The 20265-nt window shown below is 68.5% G+C and carries 21 protein-coding genes; 4 read left to right on the forward strand and 17 right to left on the reverse strand.

Annotated elements, in window-relative coordinates:
* Nucleotides 1-39 precede the first annotated feature (39 nt).
* Nucleotides 40-1473 (reverse strand): glutamate--tRNA ligase, encoded by a 1434-nt coding sequence (gene gltX, locus MLG_RS09210; RefSeq protein WP_011629549.1) that lies wholly within the window; start codon nt 1471-1473, stop codon nt 40-42.
* Nucleotides 1474-1601: 128 nt separating this feature from the next.
* Here gltX and MLG_RS09215 point away from each other — a divergent pair, with 128 nt between their 5' ends.
* Together MLG_RS09215 and thiD are read left to right on the forward strand one after the other, a co-directional pair.
* Nucleotides 1602-2354, forward strand: coding sequence for a UDP-2,3-diacylglucosamine diphosphatase (locus MLG_RS09215; protein ID WP_011629550.1), 753 nt, complete (start codon nt 1602-1604; stop codon nt 2352-2354).
* Nucleotides 2355-2356: 2 nt separating this feature from the next.
* Nucleotides 2357-3184, forward strand: coding sequence for a bifunctional hydroxymethylpyrimidine kinase/phosphomethylpyrimidine kinase (gene thiD / locus MLG_RS09220; RefSeq protein WP_011629551.1), 828 nt, complete (start codon nt 2357-2359; stop codon nt 3182-3184).
* A gap of 69 nt (nt 3185-3253) precedes the next feature.
* On the opposite strand, the gene MLG_RS09225 is transcribed toward thiD, so the two are convergent.
* From MLG_RS09225 to alaC, 10 genes are all read right to left on the reverse strand, one after another.
* Entirely contained in the window at nt 3254-3703 is a 450-nt protein-coding gene (locus tag MLG_RS09225) for a copper chaperone PCu(A)C (protein ID WP_011629552.1), read from the reverse strand.
* Nucleotides 3704-3742: 39 nt separating this feature from the next.
* Nucleotides 3743-4366 carry an SCO family protein gene (locus tag MLG_RS09230; protein ID WP_011629553.1) on the reverse strand — a complete coding sequence of 208 codons (624 nt, stop codon included), beginning with the start codon at nt 4364-4366 and terminating at the stop codon, nt 3743-3745.
* Between the two features lie 3 nt (nt 4367-4369).
* Nucleotides 4370-4888, reverse strand: coding sequence for a hypothetical protein (locus tag MLG_RS09235; protein ID WP_011629554.1), 519 nt, complete (start codon nt 4886-4888; stop codon nt 4370-4372).
* A 508-nt stretch (nt 4889-5396) separates the two neighbouring features.
* Complete coding sequence (locus MLG_RS09240) at nt 5397-5585, reverse strand: DUF3149 domain-containing protein (protein ID WP_011629555.1); 189 nt, start codon at nt 5583-5585, stop codon at nt 5397-5399.
* A 1197-nt stretch (nt 5586-6782) separates the two neighbouring features.
* The gene (locus tag MLG_RS09245) at nt 6783-7472 is read right to left on the reverse strand and encodes a zinc metallopeptidase (protein ID WP_011629556.1); all 690 of its coding nucleotides are present in this window, start codon (nt 7470-7472) and stop codon (nt 6783-6785) included.
* A gap of 15 nt (nt 7473-7487) precedes the next feature.
* Nucleotides 7488-9221, reverse strand: a complete 1734-nt coding sequence (gene recJ / locus MLG_RS09250; RefSeq protein WP_011629557.1) for a single-stranded-DNA-specific exonuclease RecJ — start codon at nt 9219-9221, stop codon at nt 7488-7490.
* 68 nt (nt 9222-9289) lie between these two features.
* Nucleotides 9290-10309, reverse strand: a complete 1020-nt coding sequence (locus MLG_RS09255) for a hypothetical protein (RefSeq protein ID WP_011629558.1) — start codon at nt 10307-10309, stop codon at nt 9290-9292.
* Nucleotides 10310-10320: 11 nt separating this feature from the next.
* A complete protein-coding gene (thrC, locus tag MLG_RS09260; RefSeq protein ID WP_011629559.1) occupies nt 10321-11457 on the reverse strand; it encodes a threonine synthase in 1137 nt (378 codons plus the stop codon).
* 22 nt (nt 11458-11479) lie between these two features.
* On the reverse strand, nt 11480-12793 hold the full coding sequence (locus MLG_RS09265; RefSeq protein WP_011629560.1) for a homoserine dehydrogenase: 1314 nt from the start codon (nt 12791-12793) through the stop codon (nt 11480-11482).
* Complete coding sequence (gene alaC / locus MLG_RS09270; RefSeq protein ID WP_041718516.1) at nt 12790-14007, reverse strand: alanine transaminase; 1218 nt, start codon at nt 14005-14007, stop codon at nt 12790-12792. Before alaC ends, MLG_RS09265 begins: the two co-directional genes overlap by 4 nt.
* 217 nt (nt 14008-14224) lie before the next feature.
* On the opposite strand from alaC, the gene MLG_RS09275 reads away from it, so the two are divergent.
* The gene (locus MLG_RS09275; RefSeq protein ID WP_011629562.1) at nt 14225-14599 is read left to right on the forward strand and encodes an Mth938-like domain-containing protein; all 375 of its coding nucleotides are present in this window, start codon (nt 14225-14227) and stop codon (nt 14597-14599) included.
* Nucleotides 14600-14702: 103 nt separating this feature from the next.
* Here the strand turns inward: MLG_RS09275 and rpoS are convergent, their stop codons facing one another.
* From rpoS to surE, 5 genes are all read right to left on the reverse strand, one after another.
* Entirely contained in the window at nt 14703-15731 is a 1029-nt protein-coding gene (rpoS, locus tag MLG_RS09280; protein WP_011629563.1) for an RNA polymerase sigma factor RpoS, read from the reverse strand.
* A 203-nt stretch (nt 15732-15934) separates the two neighbouring features.
* The gene (locus MLG_RS09285; protein WP_011629564.1) at nt 15935-16729 is read right to left on the reverse strand and encodes a peptidoglycan DD-metalloendopeptidase family protein; all 795 of its coding nucleotides are present in this window, start codon (nt 16727-16729) and stop codon (nt 15935-15937) included.
* On the reverse strand, nt 16726-17307 hold the full coding sequence (locus MLG_RS09290; protein ID WP_011629565.1) for a YqaA family protein: 582 nt from the start codon (nt 17305-17307) through the stop codon (nt 16726-16728). Before MLG_RS09290 ends, MLG_RS09285 begins: the two co-directional genes overlap by 4 nt.
* Entirely contained in the window at nt 17307-17972 is a 666-nt protein-coding gene (locus MLG_RS09295) for a protein-L-isoaspartate(D-aspartate) O-methyltransferase (protein WP_011629566.1), read from the reverse strand. Before MLG_RS09295 ends, MLG_RS09290 begins: the two co-directional genes overlap by 1 nt.
* 1 nt (nt 17973) lies before the next feature.
* Nucleotides 17974-18744, reverse strand: coding sequence for a 5'/3'-nucleotidase SurE (gene surE / locus MLG_RS09300; protein ID WP_041718517.1), 771 nt, complete (start codon nt 18742-18744; stop codon nt 17974-17976).
* An 84-nt stretch (nt 18745-18828) separates the two neighbouring features.
* Here surE and MLG_RS09305 point away from each other — a divergent pair, with 84 nt between their 5' ends.
* Nucleotides 18829-19365, forward strand: a complete 537-nt coding sequence (locus tag MLG_RS09305; protein ID WP_011629568.1) for a Smr/MutS family protein — start codon at nt 18829-18831, stop codon at nt 19363-19365.
* Here the strand turns inward: MLG_RS09305 and MLG_RS09310 are convergent.
* Nucleotides 19309-20259 carry a diguanylate cyclase domain-containing protein gene (locus MLG_RS09310; protein ID WP_011629569.1) on the reverse strand — a complete coding sequence of 317 codons (951 nt, stop codon included), beginning with the start codon at nt 20257-20259 and terminating at the stop codon, nt 19309-19311. The genes MLG_RS09305 and MLG_RS09310 overlap by 57 nt on opposite strands.
* Nucleotides 20260-20265 lie beyond the last annotated feature (6 nt).

Below are 20265 nucleotides of genomic sequence, written 5' to 3' on the forward strand. Positions count from 1 at the left end.
TCCCCGGCGTACGGCCCCGGATAGCGGGGGCCGCCCGTTTCATGGCGTGGTGGCGGCAAGCTCGCGCGCCTGCTCCAGCCGACATCGGGCGATATCGACGGGCATCAGGGCGTAGACCGGTCCCAGTTCCGGGCCCCGGCACAGGCCGGTGAGCGCCGCGCGTAGCGGCATGAAGAGCTGCCGGCCCTTGGCGCCAGTGGCCTTGCGCACGGCCTTGGCCAAGGCCGGGAAGTCACCGGCGGTGGTCTCCAGCTCCGCCAGCGCCGCCTCGTAGAAGGCCGGCCCGGCGTCGCGGATGACCGCCTCCGTATCCGGTGCCAACGCCGGCAACGGGCCGAACACCCGCTGACCCCACGCCGCCAGGTCGTCAGGGAAGAGGATGTTGTCCCGCACCGCCGCCAGCAGGGCCCGGCGCCGGTCCGCCGGCACGGCGTCGTCCAGCCGCTCCAGCCAGGGGGCCAGGGTGGCCTCATCGGCCCGGTGCACCGCCAACTGCTGCCAGTGGCTGAGCTGGTGACGGTCAAAGCGCGCCGGGGCCCGGCCCAGGGCGTCGGTGCGGAAGGCGTCCGCCAGCCCCTGCAGATCGAGTAACTGCGACTCCACCTCGCCGGTGTAGTGATGACCCAGCCGCGCCAGGTAGTTGAGCACCGCCTCGGGCAGCCAGCCGGCCTCGCGCAGCTCCGCCACCGACAGGCTGCCGTTGCGCTTGGACAGCGGCGCGCCGTCGTCCCCGGTGATCAGGTTGATGTGGCCGTACTCGGGCTGCGGCAGGTCCAGCGCCCGCAGCAGCAGGAGCTGGCGCGGGGTGTTGGTCAGATGGTCCTCGCCGCGAAGCACGTGGCTGACCCCCATCAGGGCATCGTCCACCGCGTTGCAGAAGAAGAACGCCGCCGTGCCGTCGGCGCGGCGGATGATGAAATCACCGATCTCGTCGGTGGGAAAGCGCTGCTCGCCCCGAACCAGGTCGTGGAAGACGACGGTCTCCTCCGCCGGCACCCGGAAACGCAGGGTGGGCCGGCGGCCCTCGGCCCGGCGCCGCTCGCGCTCCTCGGCGGTGAGGTGGGCGCAGGTGCCCGCATAGCGGGGCGGCTTGCCGGCGGCGCGCTGGGCCTTGCGGGAGAGCTCCAGCTCGCGCTCGGTACAGAAGCAGGGATAGGCCTGGTCCGCTGCCTCCAGTGCCCGATAGTAGCGCTCATAGACCGCGCCACGCTCCGACTGGTGGTAGGGACCGGCCTCACCGCCGGCCTCCGGGCCCTCATCCCAGTGCAGACCCATCCAGCGCAGGTCGGCCATCAGCGTCTGGGCGTGGGCGCCGCTGCTGCGGCTCTCGTCGGTATCCTCCAGCCGCAGCAGGAAGCGGCCACCGCGACTGCGTGCCAGCAGGGCATTGAACAGCGCCGTGCGCAGATTCCCCAGGTGCATGCGGCCGGTGGGGCTGGGGGCGAATCGGGTTTTTACGTTTGTAGGCGTCATAACCGCGCTATGTTATCCGGCCAGGCTCATCCGGCGCAAAAGCGGGCGGAACAAACACCCGTTTTGCGTCGCCCCGCGCGGGCGCAGTATCCTTTCGCTGATACCGCTCACGGAATAAGAGGACGCCGATGACTGCCCCCCAGGCCCCGATACTTTTCATTGCCGATTTGCACCTCGACGAGCGCCGTCCCGAGATCGTCGAACTCTTTCTCGCCTTTCTCCAGCGCAGCCGCGATGAGGCGGGGGCGCTGTACATCCTGGGGGATCTGTTCGAGGCGTGGCTGGGGGACGACACCCTCCCCGCGGAGCACCCGGTCTTGGCCGGTATGCGCGACTTTGCGGCCAGCGGCACCCCGCTGTATGTGATGCGCGGCAACCGCGACTTCCTCATGGGGGAGGGGTTTGCCGAGCTCAGTGGCTGCACCCTGCTGCCGGACGAGGCGGTGATCGACCTCTTCGGGGAGCCCACCCTGCTGCTGCACGGCGACAGCCTGTGCACCGACGACCCGGAGTACCAGGCCTTCCGCAGCATGGTGCTTGACCCGAAGTGGCAGGCGGAGTTTCTCGCCCTCCCGCGGGAGGAGCGACTGGCCAAGGCCAGGGAGGCGCGCGACTACAGTCAGAACCGCAACAGCACGCTGCCGGACGATATCATGGACGTGAACCCGGAGGCGGTGCAGGCGGCCATGGAGCGGCACGCCGTGCGGCGCATGATCCACGGCCACACCCACCGGCCGGCGGTCCACACGTTGGAGGTGGCCGGTGAGCCGGCGGAGCGCATCGTGCTGGGCGACTGGTTCGATCAGGGCAGCGTGTTACGCTGCACCCCTGACGAGTGCCGCCTGGAAGGGCTGACCATGCAGGATCTGCAGGAGAGCTGAGCATGAGCGAGACAGCGACGGAGACGCCGGCTGTGGAGCCTCGGGTGCTGGTGATCGCCGGCTCCGATTCCGGTGGCGGCGCCGGCATCCAAGCAGACATCAAGACCATCACCGCCCTGGACGCCTATGCAGCCACGGCCATCTCGGCGCTCACCGCACAGAACACGCTGGAGGTCAGCGACATCCTGCCGGTGCCGCCGGATTTCCTGCAGGCGCAGATCACCGCGGTGCTGAACGACATCGGCGCCGATTGCATCAAGACGGGCATGCTGCACGATGTGCCTGCCATCGAGACCGTGGCCCAGGCGCTACAGACCCAGGCGCCGCACATCCCGGTGGTGGTGGACCCGGTCATGGTGTCCCAGAGCGGTGCGGAGTTGCTGGCGGACTCAGCGATCGACTGCCTGCGCGAGCAACTGCTGCCGCGCGCCACCCTGCTCACCCCCAACCTGCCGGAGGCGGAAAAGCTGTTGGGCCGGACCCTGGCGGACCGGGAGGCGCGCATCGAGGCGGCCCGGGAGCTGCTGGCGCTCGGGCCGGACGCGGTGCTACTGAAGGGCGGCCACGCCAAGGGGGACGACGTGCTCGACGTACTGGCGGACGCCGAGGGCGTGGAGTGCTTTGAGGCGCCGCGGCTGCCCACCCGTCACACCCACGGCACCGGCTGCACGCTGGCCAGTGCCATCGCCGCCGGCATCGCCCAGGGGTTGTCGGTGCGCGACGCGGTGGTGCGGGGCCGCGCCTACCTGCACGAGGCCCTGCGCACGGCGCGGGCACTGGGCCAGGGGGCCGGCCCCGTCAACCACCGGCACACCATCCGCCCCTTCTGAGTCAGACCGCGGGCGAGGCGCCCGCCGCGCCGCTAGCGGACACGGCGCGGCGTCTCGCCCCAGGACCTGTCAGTGGCCATGACCCCCACCCCGGTGATCCCGCACCGGGGCCTGCAGGGTCAGCTCCGTGCCATCATCCAGCTCCAGGATGAGTTCTACATTGCTGCCAGTCTCGGGCATCGCCGGCAGCTCCATCAGCATCACGTGCAGGCCGCCCGGCTCCAGGCTGACGGTCTCGCCGGCGGGCACCTCGATGTCCGGCACCTCGCGCATGCGCATCACGCCGTCGTCGTGGATGTGGGTGTGCAGTTCCACCCGCTCCGTGGTCCCCGGTGCCTGCGCCCGCACCACGCGCACCGCCTCGTCGCGGGTGTTCTCAAGCTGCATGTAGGCCGCCGTGGAGTGGTGGCCCGGCGGCATGGCGCGCACCCAGGGGTCGCTCACCTCCAGCGCCTGCACCGTGCCCATGAGGGAGGCCGTCAGCAGCCCGGCCAGGGTCAGTTGGGTCGTGGTCTTCATCGGTTTCCGTTCCTCCGCTGGTTTTTGCGGTTCACCCCATTACAGCGCCGCGCGCAAGGCGGCGGCCATTTCGGCGGGATCCATGCCGTGGGGCAGGATCTCGTCGAGTTCGCCCTGGCGGTCCACCAGGTAGAAGAATGAAGAGTGGTCCACCAGGTAGCCGGCCTGGCCCTCCTCCTCGACCTTGCGGTACGCCGCGCCGTAGCGGTCGGCGATCTCGCGAATAACCTCCGGATCGCCGGTCAGGCCGACGATGTCCTCATGAAACCAGCGCGCGTAGTGGTCCAGGTGGTCCAGGGTGTCACGCTCCGGGTCAATGCTGACGAACAGCGGTTGCACCTGCGCCCGCGCCTCGTCATCGAGCTGCTCCAGCGCGGCAGCCACCCGGGCGAGCGAGTCGGGGCAGACATCGGGGCAGAAGACGTAACCGAAATAGATGAGCACCAGCTTGCCCTCGAAATCGGAGAGCGAGACCTCGCCCTGCTTGCTGATGAGGGTGAAGTCACCGCCCACCGGCTCGGCCACCAGCTCCAGGCGCTCGTGCCCGCCGTCCGCGCCCTCCGGCTCCGACGGCGCCATACCCACCACCAGCCAATAGAGCGTACCCAACAGCAATAGGATCAGCAGGATCAGCAGCGCGGTGACATGGGGCTTTCCCTTCATCAATCACTCCCTATCCAATGCATCGGCCGGCAGATCGCCGGCGTCGTCGCGGCGGGTCAGGAACCGGAATCGCGCGGTGTAAAGGTCCTCGTCGGCCTCACCCCGATGCAGCATCACCGTGGCCTCCCAGGTCATTTGATCGGCCACGCACAAGGGCAGGATGCCCAGGCTTTGCCAACGCCCGTCCCGCCGTTCCAGCTCCGGACGGTTATAGCCCATGTACATTTCCACGCCCTGGAAGTCCACTTGGACCCGCTCGGGCGGGGTCGGCCCTGTCACCTCCGCATGCAGCTGCAGCCGCTGCTGCATGCGGATAGGGCGGGGGGTAATCGCGAATGTCAACTGTGTTCCATCAGGCCAGTGCGCCTCGCAGGCACCCCGATGCAGGTCGCAGTCACCGTCGACCCGGGCCTCGTTACCCGCGGTGGGCTGTAAAAGAGAAGGCCCCCTCCAGCCCAGCACGATAAGCAGGGCCAAGATGAGGGCCATAACCACCACAGTGAGGATCTGATTAATGGACACGGCCATACTCCTGCAGAAACCGGGCCAACTCTTTACACCCGGCGAAACAGCGGGTTAGCGGTGCAGACCGTCGGCGCCCTGTGGCAGATCGCGCGGTGGGTGTGTGATTTGCCACAGGGCCGCCACCCGGTGCCCGTTGCAGGACTGTATCAGATCCGCCAGCGGCGCCCGTCAGCACGCCGGCAAGTCGGCGGCGTGTCCGCACAGGGCTTCGGCGCCCGGCGGATAACGGGCGAACGGCACTTCGGGTCAGGAAACGGGAATTACGGGCCGCCATGGCCGCGTTCCGGTCACGGGGAGGCACCGATGCGGATCACGGGGAGGCACCGATGCGGACAGTACAACCCCGGTGCGGACAAGCAGAGGGATATAGACGCCAGAATACCGAAGCGACGGCCGCCGCTGCCAGTGCCCGGGAAAAATTCAACAGGCAGCGTCGGAGGCGCCTGTAAGCGCCTCCGACACCCCGATGGTCATGGCTACGACGGCAGGGGCCGCCGCCCGGCGGTTAATGGCTAGGGTGTCGGTGACTGCCGGGTATACCGCCCTTGTCCTGTCCCTCCGCCTGATCCGGCTTTTTCGCCGACTTGCGGATGAACATCGTAATCAGAAAGGCCATCATGCCGATCATAAAGACAATGACGAACAGCGAGAGAAGGCCAATCCAGGTGGTCAACAGTTCTGCCCAGAGTTCCATATGCCTTATCCTTTGTTTTGCAATCGGGGTGCTTGAAACCTATCGCGACACTCAACATTTACATCTATCTCACATGGGCATTTAAGATAATCCACCCTCTGCCCTGGGATCGCAAGAGGGACGTGACAACGTGTCACCATTAATTAGTTTTAGGCCCTGTGTCTTTCCCCGCGAAATCCCCGGCCCAATATTAAGAAGCAACGCCCCTAAGGAAACGCTGGAACATGGCGACGTCCACCACTGCGGGCGCGGGTCCGCCCCCCGTCACTGCGAGGAGGCGAAGCCGACGCGGCAGTCTACCGCCCTGGATCGCCACGGGCCTGCGGCCCTCGCGATGACGGTGGGGGTGCCACCGCCCCCGTCACTGCGGAGGCGAAGCCGACGCGGCAGTCTACCGCCCTGGATCGCCGCGGGCCTGCGGCCCTCGCGATGACGGTGGGGGTGCCACCGCCCCCGTCACTGCGAGGAGGCGAAGCCGACGCGGCAGTCTACCGCCCTGGATCGCCACGGGCCTTCGGCCCTCGCGATGACGGTGGGGGTGCCGCCGCCCCCGTCACTGCGAGGAGGCGAAGCCGACGCGGCAGTCTACCGCCCTGGATCGCCGCGGGCCTGCGGCCCTCGCGATGACGGTGGGGGTGCCGCCGCCCCCGTCACTGCGAGGAGGCGAAGCCGACGCGGCAGTCTACCGCCCTGGATCGCCGCGGGCCTGCGGCCCTCGCGATGACGGTGGGGGTGCCACCGCCCCCGTCACTGCGAGGAGGCGAAGCCGACGCGGCAGTCTACCGCCCTGGATCGCCACGGGCCTTCGGCCCTCGCGATGACGGTGGGGGTGCCGCCGCCCCCGTCACTGCGAGGAGGCGAAGCCGACGCGGCAGTCTACCGCCCTGGATCGCCGCGGGCCTGCGGCCCTCGCGATGACGGTGGGGGTGCCACCGCCCCCGTCACTGCGAGGAGGCGAAGCCGACGCGGCAGTCTACCGCCCTGGATCGCCGCGGGCCTGCGGCCCTCGCGATGACGGTGGGGGTGCCGCCGCCCCCGTCACTGCGAGGAGGCGAAGCCGACGCGGCAGTCTACCGCCCTGGATCGCCGCGGGCCTGCGGCCCTCGCGATGACGGGGAGGAGGTGGTGGCCCTCGCGATGACGGGGAGGAGGTGGTGGCCCTGGCGATGACGGGAGTGGTGGCGCTGCCGCTGACCTTCAGCGCCGGAGCATCCTGAGCCAGGCCCAGATATTGAGCAGGCTCATCAATGACTGGGCCACGTAGGTGAGGGCCGCGGCGGTGAGGATGCGGCGGGCGTGGGGATAGTCCACCGGTTTCAGATAGCGGCCCCGCTCCAGCATGGGCAGGGCGCGACCGAAGCTGGCGTCCCACTCCGTGGGCAGGGTGACCAGGTGCACCACCGCCGCCAGCCCCATGGAGAGCATGCCGGCAAGGAACAGCAGCAGCCCGGGGGCCGGCATCCGCACCAGCAGGGTGACCACCGGGATGGCGAACATCATGATCGCGCCCAGGCGCTGCCCACCGGCCGCCAGCCGCACCAGGTGGCCCCGCGCCTTGAAGGGCGGGTAGCCGCTGGCGTGCTGCAGGGCATGACCCACCTCGTGGGCGGCGACGGTGACAGCGGTGAGCGAGCGCCCGCGGTAGTTGTCCGGTGACAGCCGCACCGCCCGCGCCTCCGGGTCGTAGTGATCGGCACCGGGGTCGGTCATCTCCACGGCCACCTCGTCCAGCTGGGCGCGCCGGAGCAGGTGCCGGGCCAGCTCCGCGCCGGTGCCGGGGTAGCGGTCCGCCGGGGTGCTGTACTTGGCCATGACGTGCCGAACCCACAAGCCGGGCAGGTAGAGCACCGCCAGCACCACCACCGCCAGGATGATCAGGGCAATCATGGCTCGGGTTTCCCCTCAGGGCTCCACGTGTTCCACCACCAGCTGGGCCCGCTCCCGACCCCGCCAGTGGTTGACGTCCAGGCGGTAGGCGAGTCTCGGGGTGGCGCCGTCCAGGGCCTCCCAGCCCTGGGCCACGCCGTTGAAGGCGATGGCCTCCAGGGGCCCGCCGCCGTCCGGGTGCGCCAGGTTGAAGCGGACATGGCGCTCGCCCACGATCCGGCTGCCCGTGACCTGGAAACAGCCGTCGAAGACCGGCTCGGGGAAGCCCTGGCCCCAGGGGCCGGCCTCGCGGAGCTGGCGCGCCGCATCGAGGTTCAGCTCAGCGCCGGTGAGTTCCCCGTCCGAGGCCACCTCCGCGTCCGGCAGCCCGTCCCGCAGGGCCTCCGCCAAGGCGGCCTCGAAGGCCTCGCGAAAGCGCGGGAAGTCCGCCGCCCGCAGGTTGAGTCCGGCGGCCATGGCATGCCCCCCGAACTTCCCCACCAGGCCCGGATGGCGCCGGCTGATGGCCTCCAGTAGGTCCCTGAGGTGCAGCCCCGGCACGGAGCGCCCGGACCCCTTCAGCATACCCTCTCCGGTGGGCGCAAAGGCCACCACCGGACACTGATAGCGCTCCTTCAGCCGGGAGGCCAGGATACCGATCACCCCCTGGTGCCAGGCCCCGTCCATCAGGCAGAGACCGAGCGGACGCTGCCCGCCCGAGACCGGATCGCCCAAGTGGTCGAGCAGTGCCAACGCCTCATCGGTCATCCGCGCCTCGATCTCACGGCGCTCCCGGTTGAGTCCGTCGAGGCGCGCGGCAAGGCTCCGGGCCCGCCGCGGGTCGTCGGTCAGCAGGCACTCCACCCCCAGCGCCATGTCGGTGAGCCGGCCGGCGGCGTTCAGGCGCGGGCCGGCGGCAAAGCCCAGGTCGGAGGCCACCAGGCGATCGGGATCGCGTCCGGCCACCTCGAGCAGCGCGCGGATGCCCGGACAGCCCTGGCCGGTGCGGATCCGGCCCAGGCCCTGGGCCACCAGGATGCGGTTGTTGTGATCCAGTGGCACCACATCGGCCACCGTACCCAGCGCCACCAGGTCCAGCAGCCGGTCCAGACGGGGTTCCGGCAGGTGCTCGTCGGCAAACCAATCCTCCCGGCGCAGGTGGCTGCGTAACGCGGCCAGGACATAGAACATGACCCCCACCCCGGCCAGTGCGCGACTGCCGAAGGCCTGCCCGGGGAGGTTGGGATTGACAATGGCATCGGCCGCGGGCAGCGCGTCACCGGGCAGGTGGTGGTCGGTGACCAGCACCCCGATGCCGCGGGCCCTGGCGGCGGCCACCCCCTCCAGGCTGGAGATCCCGTTGTCCACGGTGATGATCAGGTCCGGATCCTGTTCGCGGACGGCGAGGTCCACCAGCTCCGGCGACAGCCCGTAGCCGTACTCAAAGCGGTTGGGCACCAGATAACCAATGCGCCGGGCGCCCATGGCCCGAAGGCCGCGCAGGGCCAGGGCGCAGCTGGTGGCCCCATCGGCGTCGAAATCGCCCACCACGCAGATCCGGTGCTGGCGGCGCAGGGCCTCGGCCAGCAGCCGGGTGGCCGGGTCGATGCCGGCCAGGTCGCCCGGCGGCAGCAAGTGGGCCAGGCCGAGCTCCAGCTCCCGTGCGGAGCGGATCTCACGGCGGGCATAGACCCGCTGGAGCACGCCGGGCAGGCGGTTTGAGACCTCGGCGGGAAGTTCGATAGCGGGACGACGGACGATACGGCGCATGGGGCAACCAATCGGGGCGAGCGCGCGCCTTCCTGGCCGGATCGCACTCGCAGGATAGACTTGGGCGGTCAGCCTTCCAGGCTCAACCAGCGATCCAGGTCGTGGCGGCGGCGCCAGAAGCGCCAGCGGCCGCCACCGGTCCGGGTCCAGGCCCGGCCGGTACCGGCGTCCAGACGCACCCTGCGGCGACTGGCGGCCAGGCCCCGGAACCAACCCCGCTCCAGCGCCTCCAGCCAGGCCAGCCAGGCGCCGAGATCCTGCTCGGCCAGGGCCCGGGCAGGACCGTCGCAGACCACCAGGTGATCGCCATCATCGGTCTCCGGCAACCGGTCCAGGTCGAGCGGCGCCACCTGCACTCCGGTGTGCTTGCCGAGCCCGATCAGCGTGAGGTCGTCCCCGTGCAGGCCGGCGAGCTCATTGCGCCACCGCAGCGGGCGCAATCGCCCCCCACCCCAGGGCCAGATACCATTGATCATGGGCCGGCCCTGATCCTGGCGCACCTGGTTGACCGGATGGGTATGGAACAGCATCTGCGCCTCGTTGAGCAGGCTGGCCCAGCGACCGGCCTGCTCGCCCCGCGGCAGGGCCTCGCCCATGCCGCGGCCGATCACCGCGTGCAGGGGCGTGGTGGTCACCGTGGCCAGCGCCTCCGGCACCCGCAGGTACCAGCGCTGGGGGGCGGGGGCGCGCAGTTCCACACCGTCACCGGAGAAAAAGCCGTTGAACGCCATCACCAGTTCGTCGGTCTCGGACGGCTCCGGCAACGCCGGGCCGCCGTGAAAGACGACGATGCGGTCACGATCCGGGTGCAGCATGACCGGGTCGGCACGGAACCAGTAGCCTTCGGCAGGATCCACGCCCTCCGCCACCAGGCCCAGGGGGCCGGCGCAGAGGGCATCGGGATCCTCAAGCCGGGCCGCCAGCAGCGTGGTGAGCTCACCGGAAGGGGAGCGCTCGGCAGTGCTCCGGTTGAGCAGATCGGCCAGCCCCGGAAACCGCCCCAGGACCTCGGGTGCCCGGGCGGCGGCCCGGGGCACCGGGCCGAGCAGGCCGGGCAGGAGCAGGTGCAGGGTACCTTCGCCGGCCATCGGGCAGGCCCCTACAGGCGATCCGTGATCGCCCGGCGCACGTCGTCCAGGGTGGCGTCGATGGTGCGCAGGGCGTCACTGGACTGGCGGATGGCGATATCCGGGTCCTTCAACCCGTGGCCGGTCAGGGTGCAGACCACTGTGCTGCCCTCGGGGATGGTGCCGTGGCGGATATCGCGCAGGGCACCGGCCAGAGACGTGGCCGAGGCCGGCTCGCAGAAGACGCCCTCGCGATCGGCCAACAGTCGCTGGGCCTCGAGGATCTCCTGGTCCGTGCACTCGTCGAACCAGCCACCGGACTCCTCCTTGACCTTCCAGGCGTAGTCCCAGGACTGGGGATGGCCGATGCGGATGGCGGTGGCCACCGTCTCCGGGTCGTCGACCATGTGGCCGCGCAGGAAGGGCGCGCTGCCGCTGGCCTGGTAGCCCACCATCACCGGGCGCTTGTCGACAATAGCACTGGCGTAGCGGCAGTGGCCGTTGCACAGGGTGCAGGCCTCGGTGAGGATGCCCTCGCCGCGCCCGGAGTACTCGCAGTAGCCGATCCAGTGGGCGGTGATATTGCCGGCATTGCCCACGGGCAGGCAGTGATAGTCAGGGGCGCGCTCCAGCTCCTCGACGATCTCGAAGGCGGCGGTCTTCTGGCCCTGGAGCCGGTAGGGGTTCACCGAGTTGACGATGGTCACCGGGGCCTGCTCCGCCACCTCCTTGACCAGACGCATGCCATCGTCGAAGTTGCCACGGATCTGCAGCACATCGGCGCCGTGCATGATCGCCTGGGCGAGCTTGCCCATGGCGATCTTGCCGTCGGGGATGAGCACGAAGGCCTTGATGCCGGCACGGGCGGCGTAGGCGGCGGCCGAGGCCGAGGTGTTGCCGGTGGAGGCGCAGATAATGGCCTTGCTGCCCTCCTCCACCGCCTTGGTCACCGCCATGGTCATGCCGCGGTCCTTGAACGAGCCGGTGGGGTTCAGCCCCTCGTATTTGACGTAGATGTCCACGTCCTTGCCCAGCTCGCCGGGGATGTTGTTGAGCCGGATGAGCGGGGTGTTGCCCTCGCCCAGACTGATCAGGCGGCTGTCATCCTTGACCGGCAGGCGGTCGTGGTACTTCGCGATGAGACCGGTATAACGCGGACGGAACGGCATCGGTGTGCAAACCTCGGGTGGATCAGGAATCGAAACGCTCGACGCGGATCCGCGTCAGGCGCCCATTGACGGCCGGCAGGGCCTCGATCTGTTCGATAGCGGCGTTCATGCGGTGTTCCTTGACCCGGTGGGTCAGGAAGATGACCGGCACGTCCTCGGCGCCCGGGGCCGGCTCCTTCTGCATGATCGCCTCAATGCTGATGCCCAACTCACCGAGGATGCGGGTCACCTCGGCGAGCACGCCCGGCTCGTCCTGGGCCATCAGGCGAATGTAGTAGGCACTCTCCACCTCGCCCATGTCCAGCACCGGGTCGTTGGACAGGAAGTGGGACTGGAAGGCCAGGTAGGGCACGCGGTTCTCCGGCTCCAGGTTGAATTCGCGCACCACATCCACCAGGTCGGCCACCACCGCGGAGGCGGTGGGCTCGGAGCCGGCACCCGGGCCGTAGTAGAGCGTGGGGCCCACGGCGTCACCGCAGACCATGACCGCGTTCATCACCCCGTCCACGTTGGCGAGCATGTGCCGCTGGGGCAGCAGCGTGGGGTGCACCCGGAGGGAGTAACCGTTTTCCTCGTGCACACAGATCCCCAGGTGTTTGATGCGGTAGCCCAGCTCCTCTGCCCAGCCCACATCCTCGGCGGTGACATGGGCGATACCCTCCACGTGCACCTTGTCGAACTGCAGCGGGATGCCGAAGGCGATGGAGGCCAGAATGGTGAGCTTGTGCGCCGCGTCAATGCCCTCCACGTCGAAGGTGGGGTCGGCCTCGGCATAGCCCAGACGCTGAGCTTCCGCCAGCACCTCGCCGAACTCGCGCCCGGCGTAGAACATCTCGGTGAAGATGTAATTGGCGGTGCCATTGATGATGCCGGCCAGCCACTGGATGCGGTTGCCGGTCAGGCCCTCGCGCACGGCCTTGATGATCGGGATGCCGCCGGCCACCGCCGCCTCGAAGACCACGGTGACGCCCTTGTCCCGGGCACGGGCGAAGATCTCATTACCGTGAAGGGCGATCAGCGCCTTGTTGGCGGTCACCACGTGCTTGCCGTTGTCGATGGCGCGCAGCACCAGCTCCCGGGCCGGCTCGTAGCCGCCGATCAGCTCAACGATGATCTCGGTCTCAGGGTCATCGACCACCTGGAAGGGGTCGCTGGTCAGGCGGATACCCTCGGTGCGGCAACTGCGCGGACGGTCCAGGTGGCGGGCGGCGGCGGCCACCACCTGGATCTCACGGCCGGCGCGGCGGGTGATCTCGTCGTTGTTGCGCTCCAGGATATTCACAGTACCGCTGCCCACGGTACCCAGACCTAGCAGGCCGACTTTGACCGGTTTCAAGAGCTCACCTCCCCTTCCTGTTGTTGGTCGTGCTGACCGTCCCGACGGAACATTTGCTTGATGCAGCGGATGGCCTGACGCGTGCGGTGCTCGTTCTCAATCAGCCCGAAGCGCACGTACTCGTCGCCGTAATCACCGAAGCCGATCCCCGGCGAGACCGCCACTTTGGCATCCCGCAGCAGCTTTTTGGCGAATTCCAGCGAGCCCATGTCGCGATAGCGCTCCGGGATGCGGGCCCAGACGAACATGGTGGCCTTGGGTTTCTCCACCTCCCAGCCGGCCGCATTAAGGCCTTCACAGAGCACGTCACGCCGCCGCCGGTACATCTCACAGATCTCCTGGACGCACTCCTGAGGGCCCTCCAGCGCCGCAATGGCTGCCACCTGGATGGGCGTGAAGGTGCCATAGTCCAGGTAGGATTTCATGCGCGCCAGCGCCGCGATCAGATGGCGGTTGCCGCACATGAAACCGACGCGCCAACCCGGCATGTTGTAGCTCTTCGACAGCGAGAAGGACTCGACGGCCACCTCCTTCGCCCCCGGCACTTCAAGGATGGAGGGCGCCCGGTAGCCATCGAACACGATATCGGCGTAGGCCAGATCGTGGACCACCCAGATGTTGTGCTGACGCGCCACCGCCACCACCTTCTCGAAGAACTCCAGGTCCACGCAGGCACTGGTGGGGTTCGACGGGAAGTTAAGGATCAACATCTTGGGCTTGGGATAACTGTCCCGGATGGCCTTCTCCATCTCGGCAAAGAAATCGCCGTCGGGGAGCATGGGCACATGCCGGATATCGGCCCCGGCAATCACCACCCCGTAGGGGTGAATGGGGTAGGCCGGGTTGGGGACCAGCACCGCGTCGCCCGGGGCCAGCGTGGCCAGCGCCAGGTGCGCCAGACCCTCCTTGGAGCCGATCGTGACGATGGCCTCGGTCTCCCGGTCCAGGTCCACATCGTAGCGGTCGCGGTACCAGTTACAAATGGCACGACGCAGGCGCGGGATGCCACGGGACATGGAGTAACGGTGGGTGTCCCCGCGCTGGGCCACCTCCGTCAATTTGTCGACAATGTGCTGCGGGGTGGGCTGATCCGGGTTGCCCATGCCGAAGTCCACGATGTCCTCCCCGCGGGCACGGGCCGCCGCCTTCAACTCGTTGACAATATTGAAGACATAGGGCGGCAGACGCTTGATGCGGGGAAACTCATCGCTCAGGTTCATGGTACTCGCAGCACTCCATATACGGCTAAGCCCGCCCAGCGTCGGATACGGCGCGGAAGGCGGGCACGTTAATTCTGGTAACTAAGCGTGTCAATGTACCCATTTGTCGCCCCGCTTGTCATCCCCGGTGCGCGGCGGCCCCGCCCCCTGAAACCCAGCCCCTTGGTACAATGGGCGGTTGAAACCCCCTGTTACGCGGAGACCCCGGCCAATGAAGATCACTCAGGAGTACGGCACCGCCCGCTACCGCATACGCGCCTACCAGCCGGGCGAGGTACAGATCAACGACCAGTGCCACCGCAACAGCCTGATCCTGGGCCTGGAGTCGCTGATCACCGACTGGGGGCCGGAGTCGCTGGACGAGCTCACCGCCGAGCACATGGAGGCGGTGCTCAGCCTGGCCCCCGAGGTCATCATCCTGGGCACCGGCGAGCGCCAGCGCTTCCCGTCCAGGGAGATCATGCTGCCGCTGCTGCGCGAGGGCATCGGGGTGGAGGTGATGGCCAACGATGCCGCCTGCCGGACTTACAACATCCTGATGAGTGAGGACCGGCGCGTGGCCCTGGCGCTGATCCTCACCGACTGAGCCCCGGTCCCACCGCCGGCCTCCTGCCACCAAACGCAGAGCACCCCGACGGTCGCCGACCGCCGGGGTGCTCTGCCCGGGTCTGAACCTGATGGCGGTGCCGTCAGCCGAACACGGCGTCCTGGGAGAACCCCTCCCGCTCCATGACCTCGCGCAGCCGGCGCAGGGCGTCGATCTGGATCTGGCGTACCCGCTCACGGGTCACGCCGATCTCATTGCCGACCTGCTCCAGCGTCGCCCGATCATGGCCGTTGAGACCGAAGCGGCGCTCCACCACCGCCCGCTGTTTCTCGGTCAGCTCACCCAGCCAGGCCTCCAAGTTGCCAAAGACATCGCCGTCCTGAAGCGCGGAGACCGGGTCGACGTTGTTTTCATCCGGGATGGCGTCGAGCAGCACCCGATCCGCATCACGGCCGATGGGCACGTCCACCGAGGTGGTGCCCTCATTGAGCCCCCGCATCCGGCGCACGTCCTCCACATCACGGCCCATATGGTCGGCGATCTCCTCCACCGAGGGCTCGTGGTCCAGCTCCTGGGTCAGCTTGCGGGCCGCCCGCAGATACTGGTTGATCTCCTTGATGACGTGAATGGGCAACCGGATGGTGCGGGTCTGGTTCATGATGGCCCGCTCGATGGTCTGCCGGATCCACCAGGTGGCGTAGGTGGAGAACCGGAAGCCCCGCTCGGGATCGAACTTCTCGACGGCCCGGATGAGCCCCAGGTTGCCCTCCTCAATAAGGTCGAGAAAGGCCAGACCGCGGTTCATATAGCGACGCGCGATCTTGACCACCAGCCGCAGGTTGCTTTCGATCATGCGGGCGCGGGCGGCGGCGTCGCCACGCTGGGCCCGGCGGGAGAAATAGACCTCCTCCTCCGCGGAGAGCAGCGGGGAGTAGCCGATTTCATTGAGGTAAATCTGGGTGGCGTCCAGGGAGGCCTGGTAGGCCGATTGCGTCCGTCGGCGGGGCAGACGCGGCTCTGGACGGTTAACGGGTTCGGTCTCGCCGGTAAGGGCCTGGGGGGTATCCCCGTCCAGGCTCACGGGTTCACTACGGTTGTCCCTATCATCTGAATCGACTATATCCATGTCCACTGCTGGTTCCTCTGCATCAAGCCTTGTGAGATCCGCCATGCGATCCTCCGATCCTGACCCTCATATGGCAGACGTTCCACGGTGCGACGCGGCGCGTCCGCTCTTGGCTACCCTTCAGCGTGTGCTGTGCAGTGTATTGATGCACATATATTTTTTATGGTTAATGCCAAGCCGAAACTTGACACGAGTCACTATAGAACCGGGCAACGACCACTTTACAATAATTTTTAGCTATATTAGGCCTATTGATTAGTCTTTTCCGGCAAATACCGGGTCGGGTCCACCGGCTCGCCGTCCCGGCGCAGCTCGAAGTGCAGCCCGGGGTGGTCGGCCCCCGGGCCGTGCCCCATCTCGGCGATCACCTGGCCCCGGCGCACCTGCTCGCCCTCGCCCACCTGCAAACGCCGGTTGTAGCCATAGGCGGTCAAGTACCGGCTGTCGTGCTTGATGATGACCAGGTTGCCGTAGCCCCGCAGGGCCGAGCCACTGTAGACCACCGAGCCGGCGGCCGCCGCCCGGATGGCGTCGCCCTCACGCCCCCGGATCTCGATCCCCTGCTTGCCGCCGCCCCGATTGAAGGATTTGACCACCTGGCCGGAGACCGGCCAGTCCCAGTCGATATCGCTGGCCGGCGCCTGTTGGCGGACGGGGGATGGGGTTCCGGTGGACCGGCTGTCGCGCCCTGCGGTGGTGCTTCCGGTCGCTGGACGATCGCTGCGGGAAGGGGGGGTGCCGCCCCCGCCGGAGCGACTGGCAACGGCGCCACCACTGCGGCCGCCGGCGCCCGGCGGGTTGAGCCGCAAGCGCTGACCTGCGTAGATACGGTCGGGGGATTCGAGGTTATTCCAGCGGGCCACGTCGCGGTAGTCCAGGCCGTGGCGCCAGGAGATGGCGTACAGCGTGTCACCGGGGCGGACCTCGTAGTGATAGACCCGGCTGCTCCCGTCGCCCGTGAACGACGGCCAGGAGAAAGTGGTACAGCCCGCCAGCGAAACCGCCACCAGGGCCACCCACGCCAGCCGGATCAGCCCGTTCATAGCACTTGATAGATCACATAACCGAAAACCAATAGTGCTACTGTCGCCCAACCCAGTCGATCGATCCAGGCCCGAAGCAGTGGCTCGACCTTGGGTCCGCCCCAACTGACCAGACCCGCCACGGCAAAGAAGCGCGAACCGCGCCCAACCAGCGAGGCAACGATGAAGGGCAGCAGACCAACACCCATGGCGCCGGCGGCGATGGTAAAGACCTTGTAAGGGATGGGCGAGAAACCGGCCAGCAGGACCACCCAGAAGCCCCAGTCGGCGAACCAGTCCCGAGCCTGTTGATAGGCGTCGTACTGCCCCGCGGTCTGAATCCAGGGCTCCACCAGTGACAACGCGAAGTAGCCGATGAAATAGCCCAGCACCCCGCCCGCCACCGAGGCCAGAGTCGTCACCGTGGCGTACCACATCGCCCGCTGCGGGCGGGCCAGGCTCATCGGCGCCAGCATCACGTCGGGCGGTATCGGAAAGAAGGAGGACTCGGCGAAGCTCAGGGTACCCAGGTACCAGGGGGCGCGCGGGTGGCCGGCCCAGAGCAGCATGCGGACGTAGAGCCAGGAGAAGGGATGCATCAACGGCACCCACCCAGCAGCGGGACGAAGCTGACCGAGGCGACGTGGCGACGGCGCAGCTCCCCATCCACGCGCTCGATCAACACCAGCTCCTGGGGCCGGCCGGCCCCGCCCAGGGGCGCCACCAGCCGTCCACCCTCGTCCAGCTGGTCCCATAAGGGGTCGGGCACCTCCTCGGGCGCGGCGGTGACAATGATGCCCTGGTAGGGCGCGTGTTGCGCCCACCCCTCGCTACCATCGCCATAACGGACATGGACGCGGTGGAGCCTGAGATCGCGCATGCGCTGCCGGGCCTGGTCGGCCAACGCCTTGATCCGCTCGATGGTGTACACCTCGACCCCCAGGTAAGCCAGAACGGCCGCCTGGTAACCGGAGCCCGTGCCCAGTTCCAGCACCCGCTCCGGGATCGATTGCTCGATCAGCAGCTCCGTCATGCGGGCCACCACCCAGGGCTGCGAGATGGTCTGGCCGTGGCCGATGGGCAACGGCGTGTTGTCGTAGGCCCGACTGGCCAGGGCCTCATCCACGAACAGGTGGCGCGGCACCTCGAGGATGGCCTGGAGCACCCGCGGGTCGCGGATGCCCTCCTCGGCCAGGCGGCTGACCAGGCGTTCGCGGGTGCGGCGCGAGGTCATCCCGATGCCCTGGTAGCGGTTTGGGTCCATGTCAGTGCCCCTCCTCGGCCGGCCGGCCCAGACCGCTGACCCAGCCGGCCACCTGGTCCAACGCGGTATAGCGCGTCAGGTCCACCTGAATCGGGGTCACCGAGACATAGCCGTTGCGTACGGCATAGAAGTCGGTCCCGGGGCCGGCGTCCTCCTCACTACCCGGCGGGCCGATCCAGTAGATCGCCCGGCCGCGCGGGTCCTCGTCACGCACCACTGGCTCGGCCCGGTGGCGCCGACCCAGGCGCGTCGCCTCCCAGCCCTGTACCTCATGCCAGGGCAGGTCGGGGACGTTGATATTGAGGATGGTGTCGGAGGGCAACGGGTCACGGCTCAGGCGCTGAACGATGAGCTGCGCCACCCGGGCTGCCGTGGCCAGGTGCCGGGGCTCGAAGGCATTGAGGGAGATGGCAATGGCCGGCAGGCCCAGGAAACGCCCCTCGGTGGCCGCGGCCACGGTGCCGCTGTAGAGGACATCGTCGCCCATGTTGGCCCCGGCGTTGATCCCGGAGACCACCATATCCGGCTCCTCGCTGAGCAGCCCGGTGATGGCCAGGTGGACGCAGTCGGTGGGGGTCCCCTCCACCCGGTAGCGGTGCGGGCCGGTGCCATGCACGCGCAATGGATAGTCCAGGGTGAGCGAATTGCTCGCGCCGCTACGGTCCCGCTCCGGGGCCACCACGGTCACCCGCGCCATCTCGGACAGGGCCTCGGCCAGGGCGAGTATGCCGGGCGCCTGGTAACCATCGTCATTGCTGACCAGAATGTGCATCATAGAAACGCCGTCGCGTATGCCGGTAGCTGTAGGGTGGATTGGCCGAGAGTATACCGCGACATCCAGTCACTGAGGGCGGCCATGAGTTGCAACGACCACGACAACCACGACGGGCTCTTCCGCCGGGCGATGGCCGGGGTCCGCCCACTCCAGCACAATCGGGTGGCGGCCCGCAAACCGCCGCCCCCGCCCCGCCCCCTGCAGCGGCAGCGGGACGAGCGCCGGGTGATGGATGAACTGATGGACCCGCCCGACCCGGCCGAGATCGAGACCGGCGAGGAGCTGCTCTACTTTCGGGAGGGCCTGCAACGGCGGGTTCGGCGGCGGCTCCGGCGCGGCCAGTTCCCGCCCACCGCCTGCCTGGACCTGCACGGCATGACGGCGACCCAGGCCCGCCAGGCCCTGGCGGCCTTCCTGCAGGAGAGCCGCCGGGGACGCCACCGGTGTGTGCGGATCATCCACGGCAAGGGCAACCGTTCGAGCAACCGGGGGCCGGTACTCAAGCGCAAGGTCGATTACTGGCTGCGCCAGCGGGAGGAGGTGTTGGGGTTCTGTTCGGCGCTACCCAGTGATGGTGGCACGGGGGCCGCCTATGTCCTCCTGCGCCTGGCACGTTGAGCGCTCCCGCCCGGACCGGACCCGAATCCCTATGCCGCCGCTTCGCTTGGCCTCGTAGCAGGCCTGGTCGGCCACCTCCAGCAGCGCCTCCGCACCCGGGCCGTGACCGAGAACCGGCACCAGGCCGATGCTCACCCCCAACCCCAGCGTCTGCCCCCGCCAGTGGAAGCGATAGTCCCGGACGGCCGCGCGGATCACCTGGGCCACCCGGATGGCCTGGAGCAACGGGCAATGCTCCAGCAGCACCAGAAACTCATCACCGCCCAGCCGGGCCACGGTGTCCCGTTGGCGCACACAGTCGAGCAGCCGGCCCGCCACCTCGGCCAGCGCCCGGTCACCCGCCACGTGGCCGGCCAGATCGTTGATGCCCTTGAAACGATCCAGGTCCAGGTAGCACAGGGCGTGCTCACAGCACTGCTCCCCGGCCGACGCCACCATGCGCTCCAGCCGCCGAAGGGCCTCACGGCGGTTCACCAACCCGGTCAGCCCATCGTGGCTGGCCTCGTAGGTGAGCCGCCGGGCCATCTTCAGGTAGTCGCCGATGTCGCGGAACGAGAGGATGACCCCGCGGGGCTGCCCGGCCCCGTCCTGAATCGGGGCCCCGGTCAGTGCCACCTCCAGGGTCTCGCCATCCTGGCGCCGCAGGCGGGCGTGGCGCTCCCCCGCCTGCCCGAGCTGCCGGCACTGCGCCACCAGCGCCTCCGGTGGCAGCGGCTGCCCCTGCTCCTCCAAGTGCAGGACTGCGCCCAGGGGCTGGCCCCGGGCATTCGCCACGGGCCAGCCGGTCAGTTGCGACGCCCGGGGGTTCAGGTAGCCGATCCGGCCGTCCGGGCGCACCCAGACCACCGCCTCGGGCAGGGCCTCCAGCAAGGGTTCCTGAAAGGTCAGTCCCATCCCATC

Source organism: Alkalilimnicola ehrlichii MLHE-1, assembly GCF_000014785.1.
Lineage (GTDB): Bacteria > Pseudomonadota > Gammaproteobacteria > Nitrococcales > Halorhodospiraceae > Alkalilimnicola > Alkalilimnicola ehrlichii.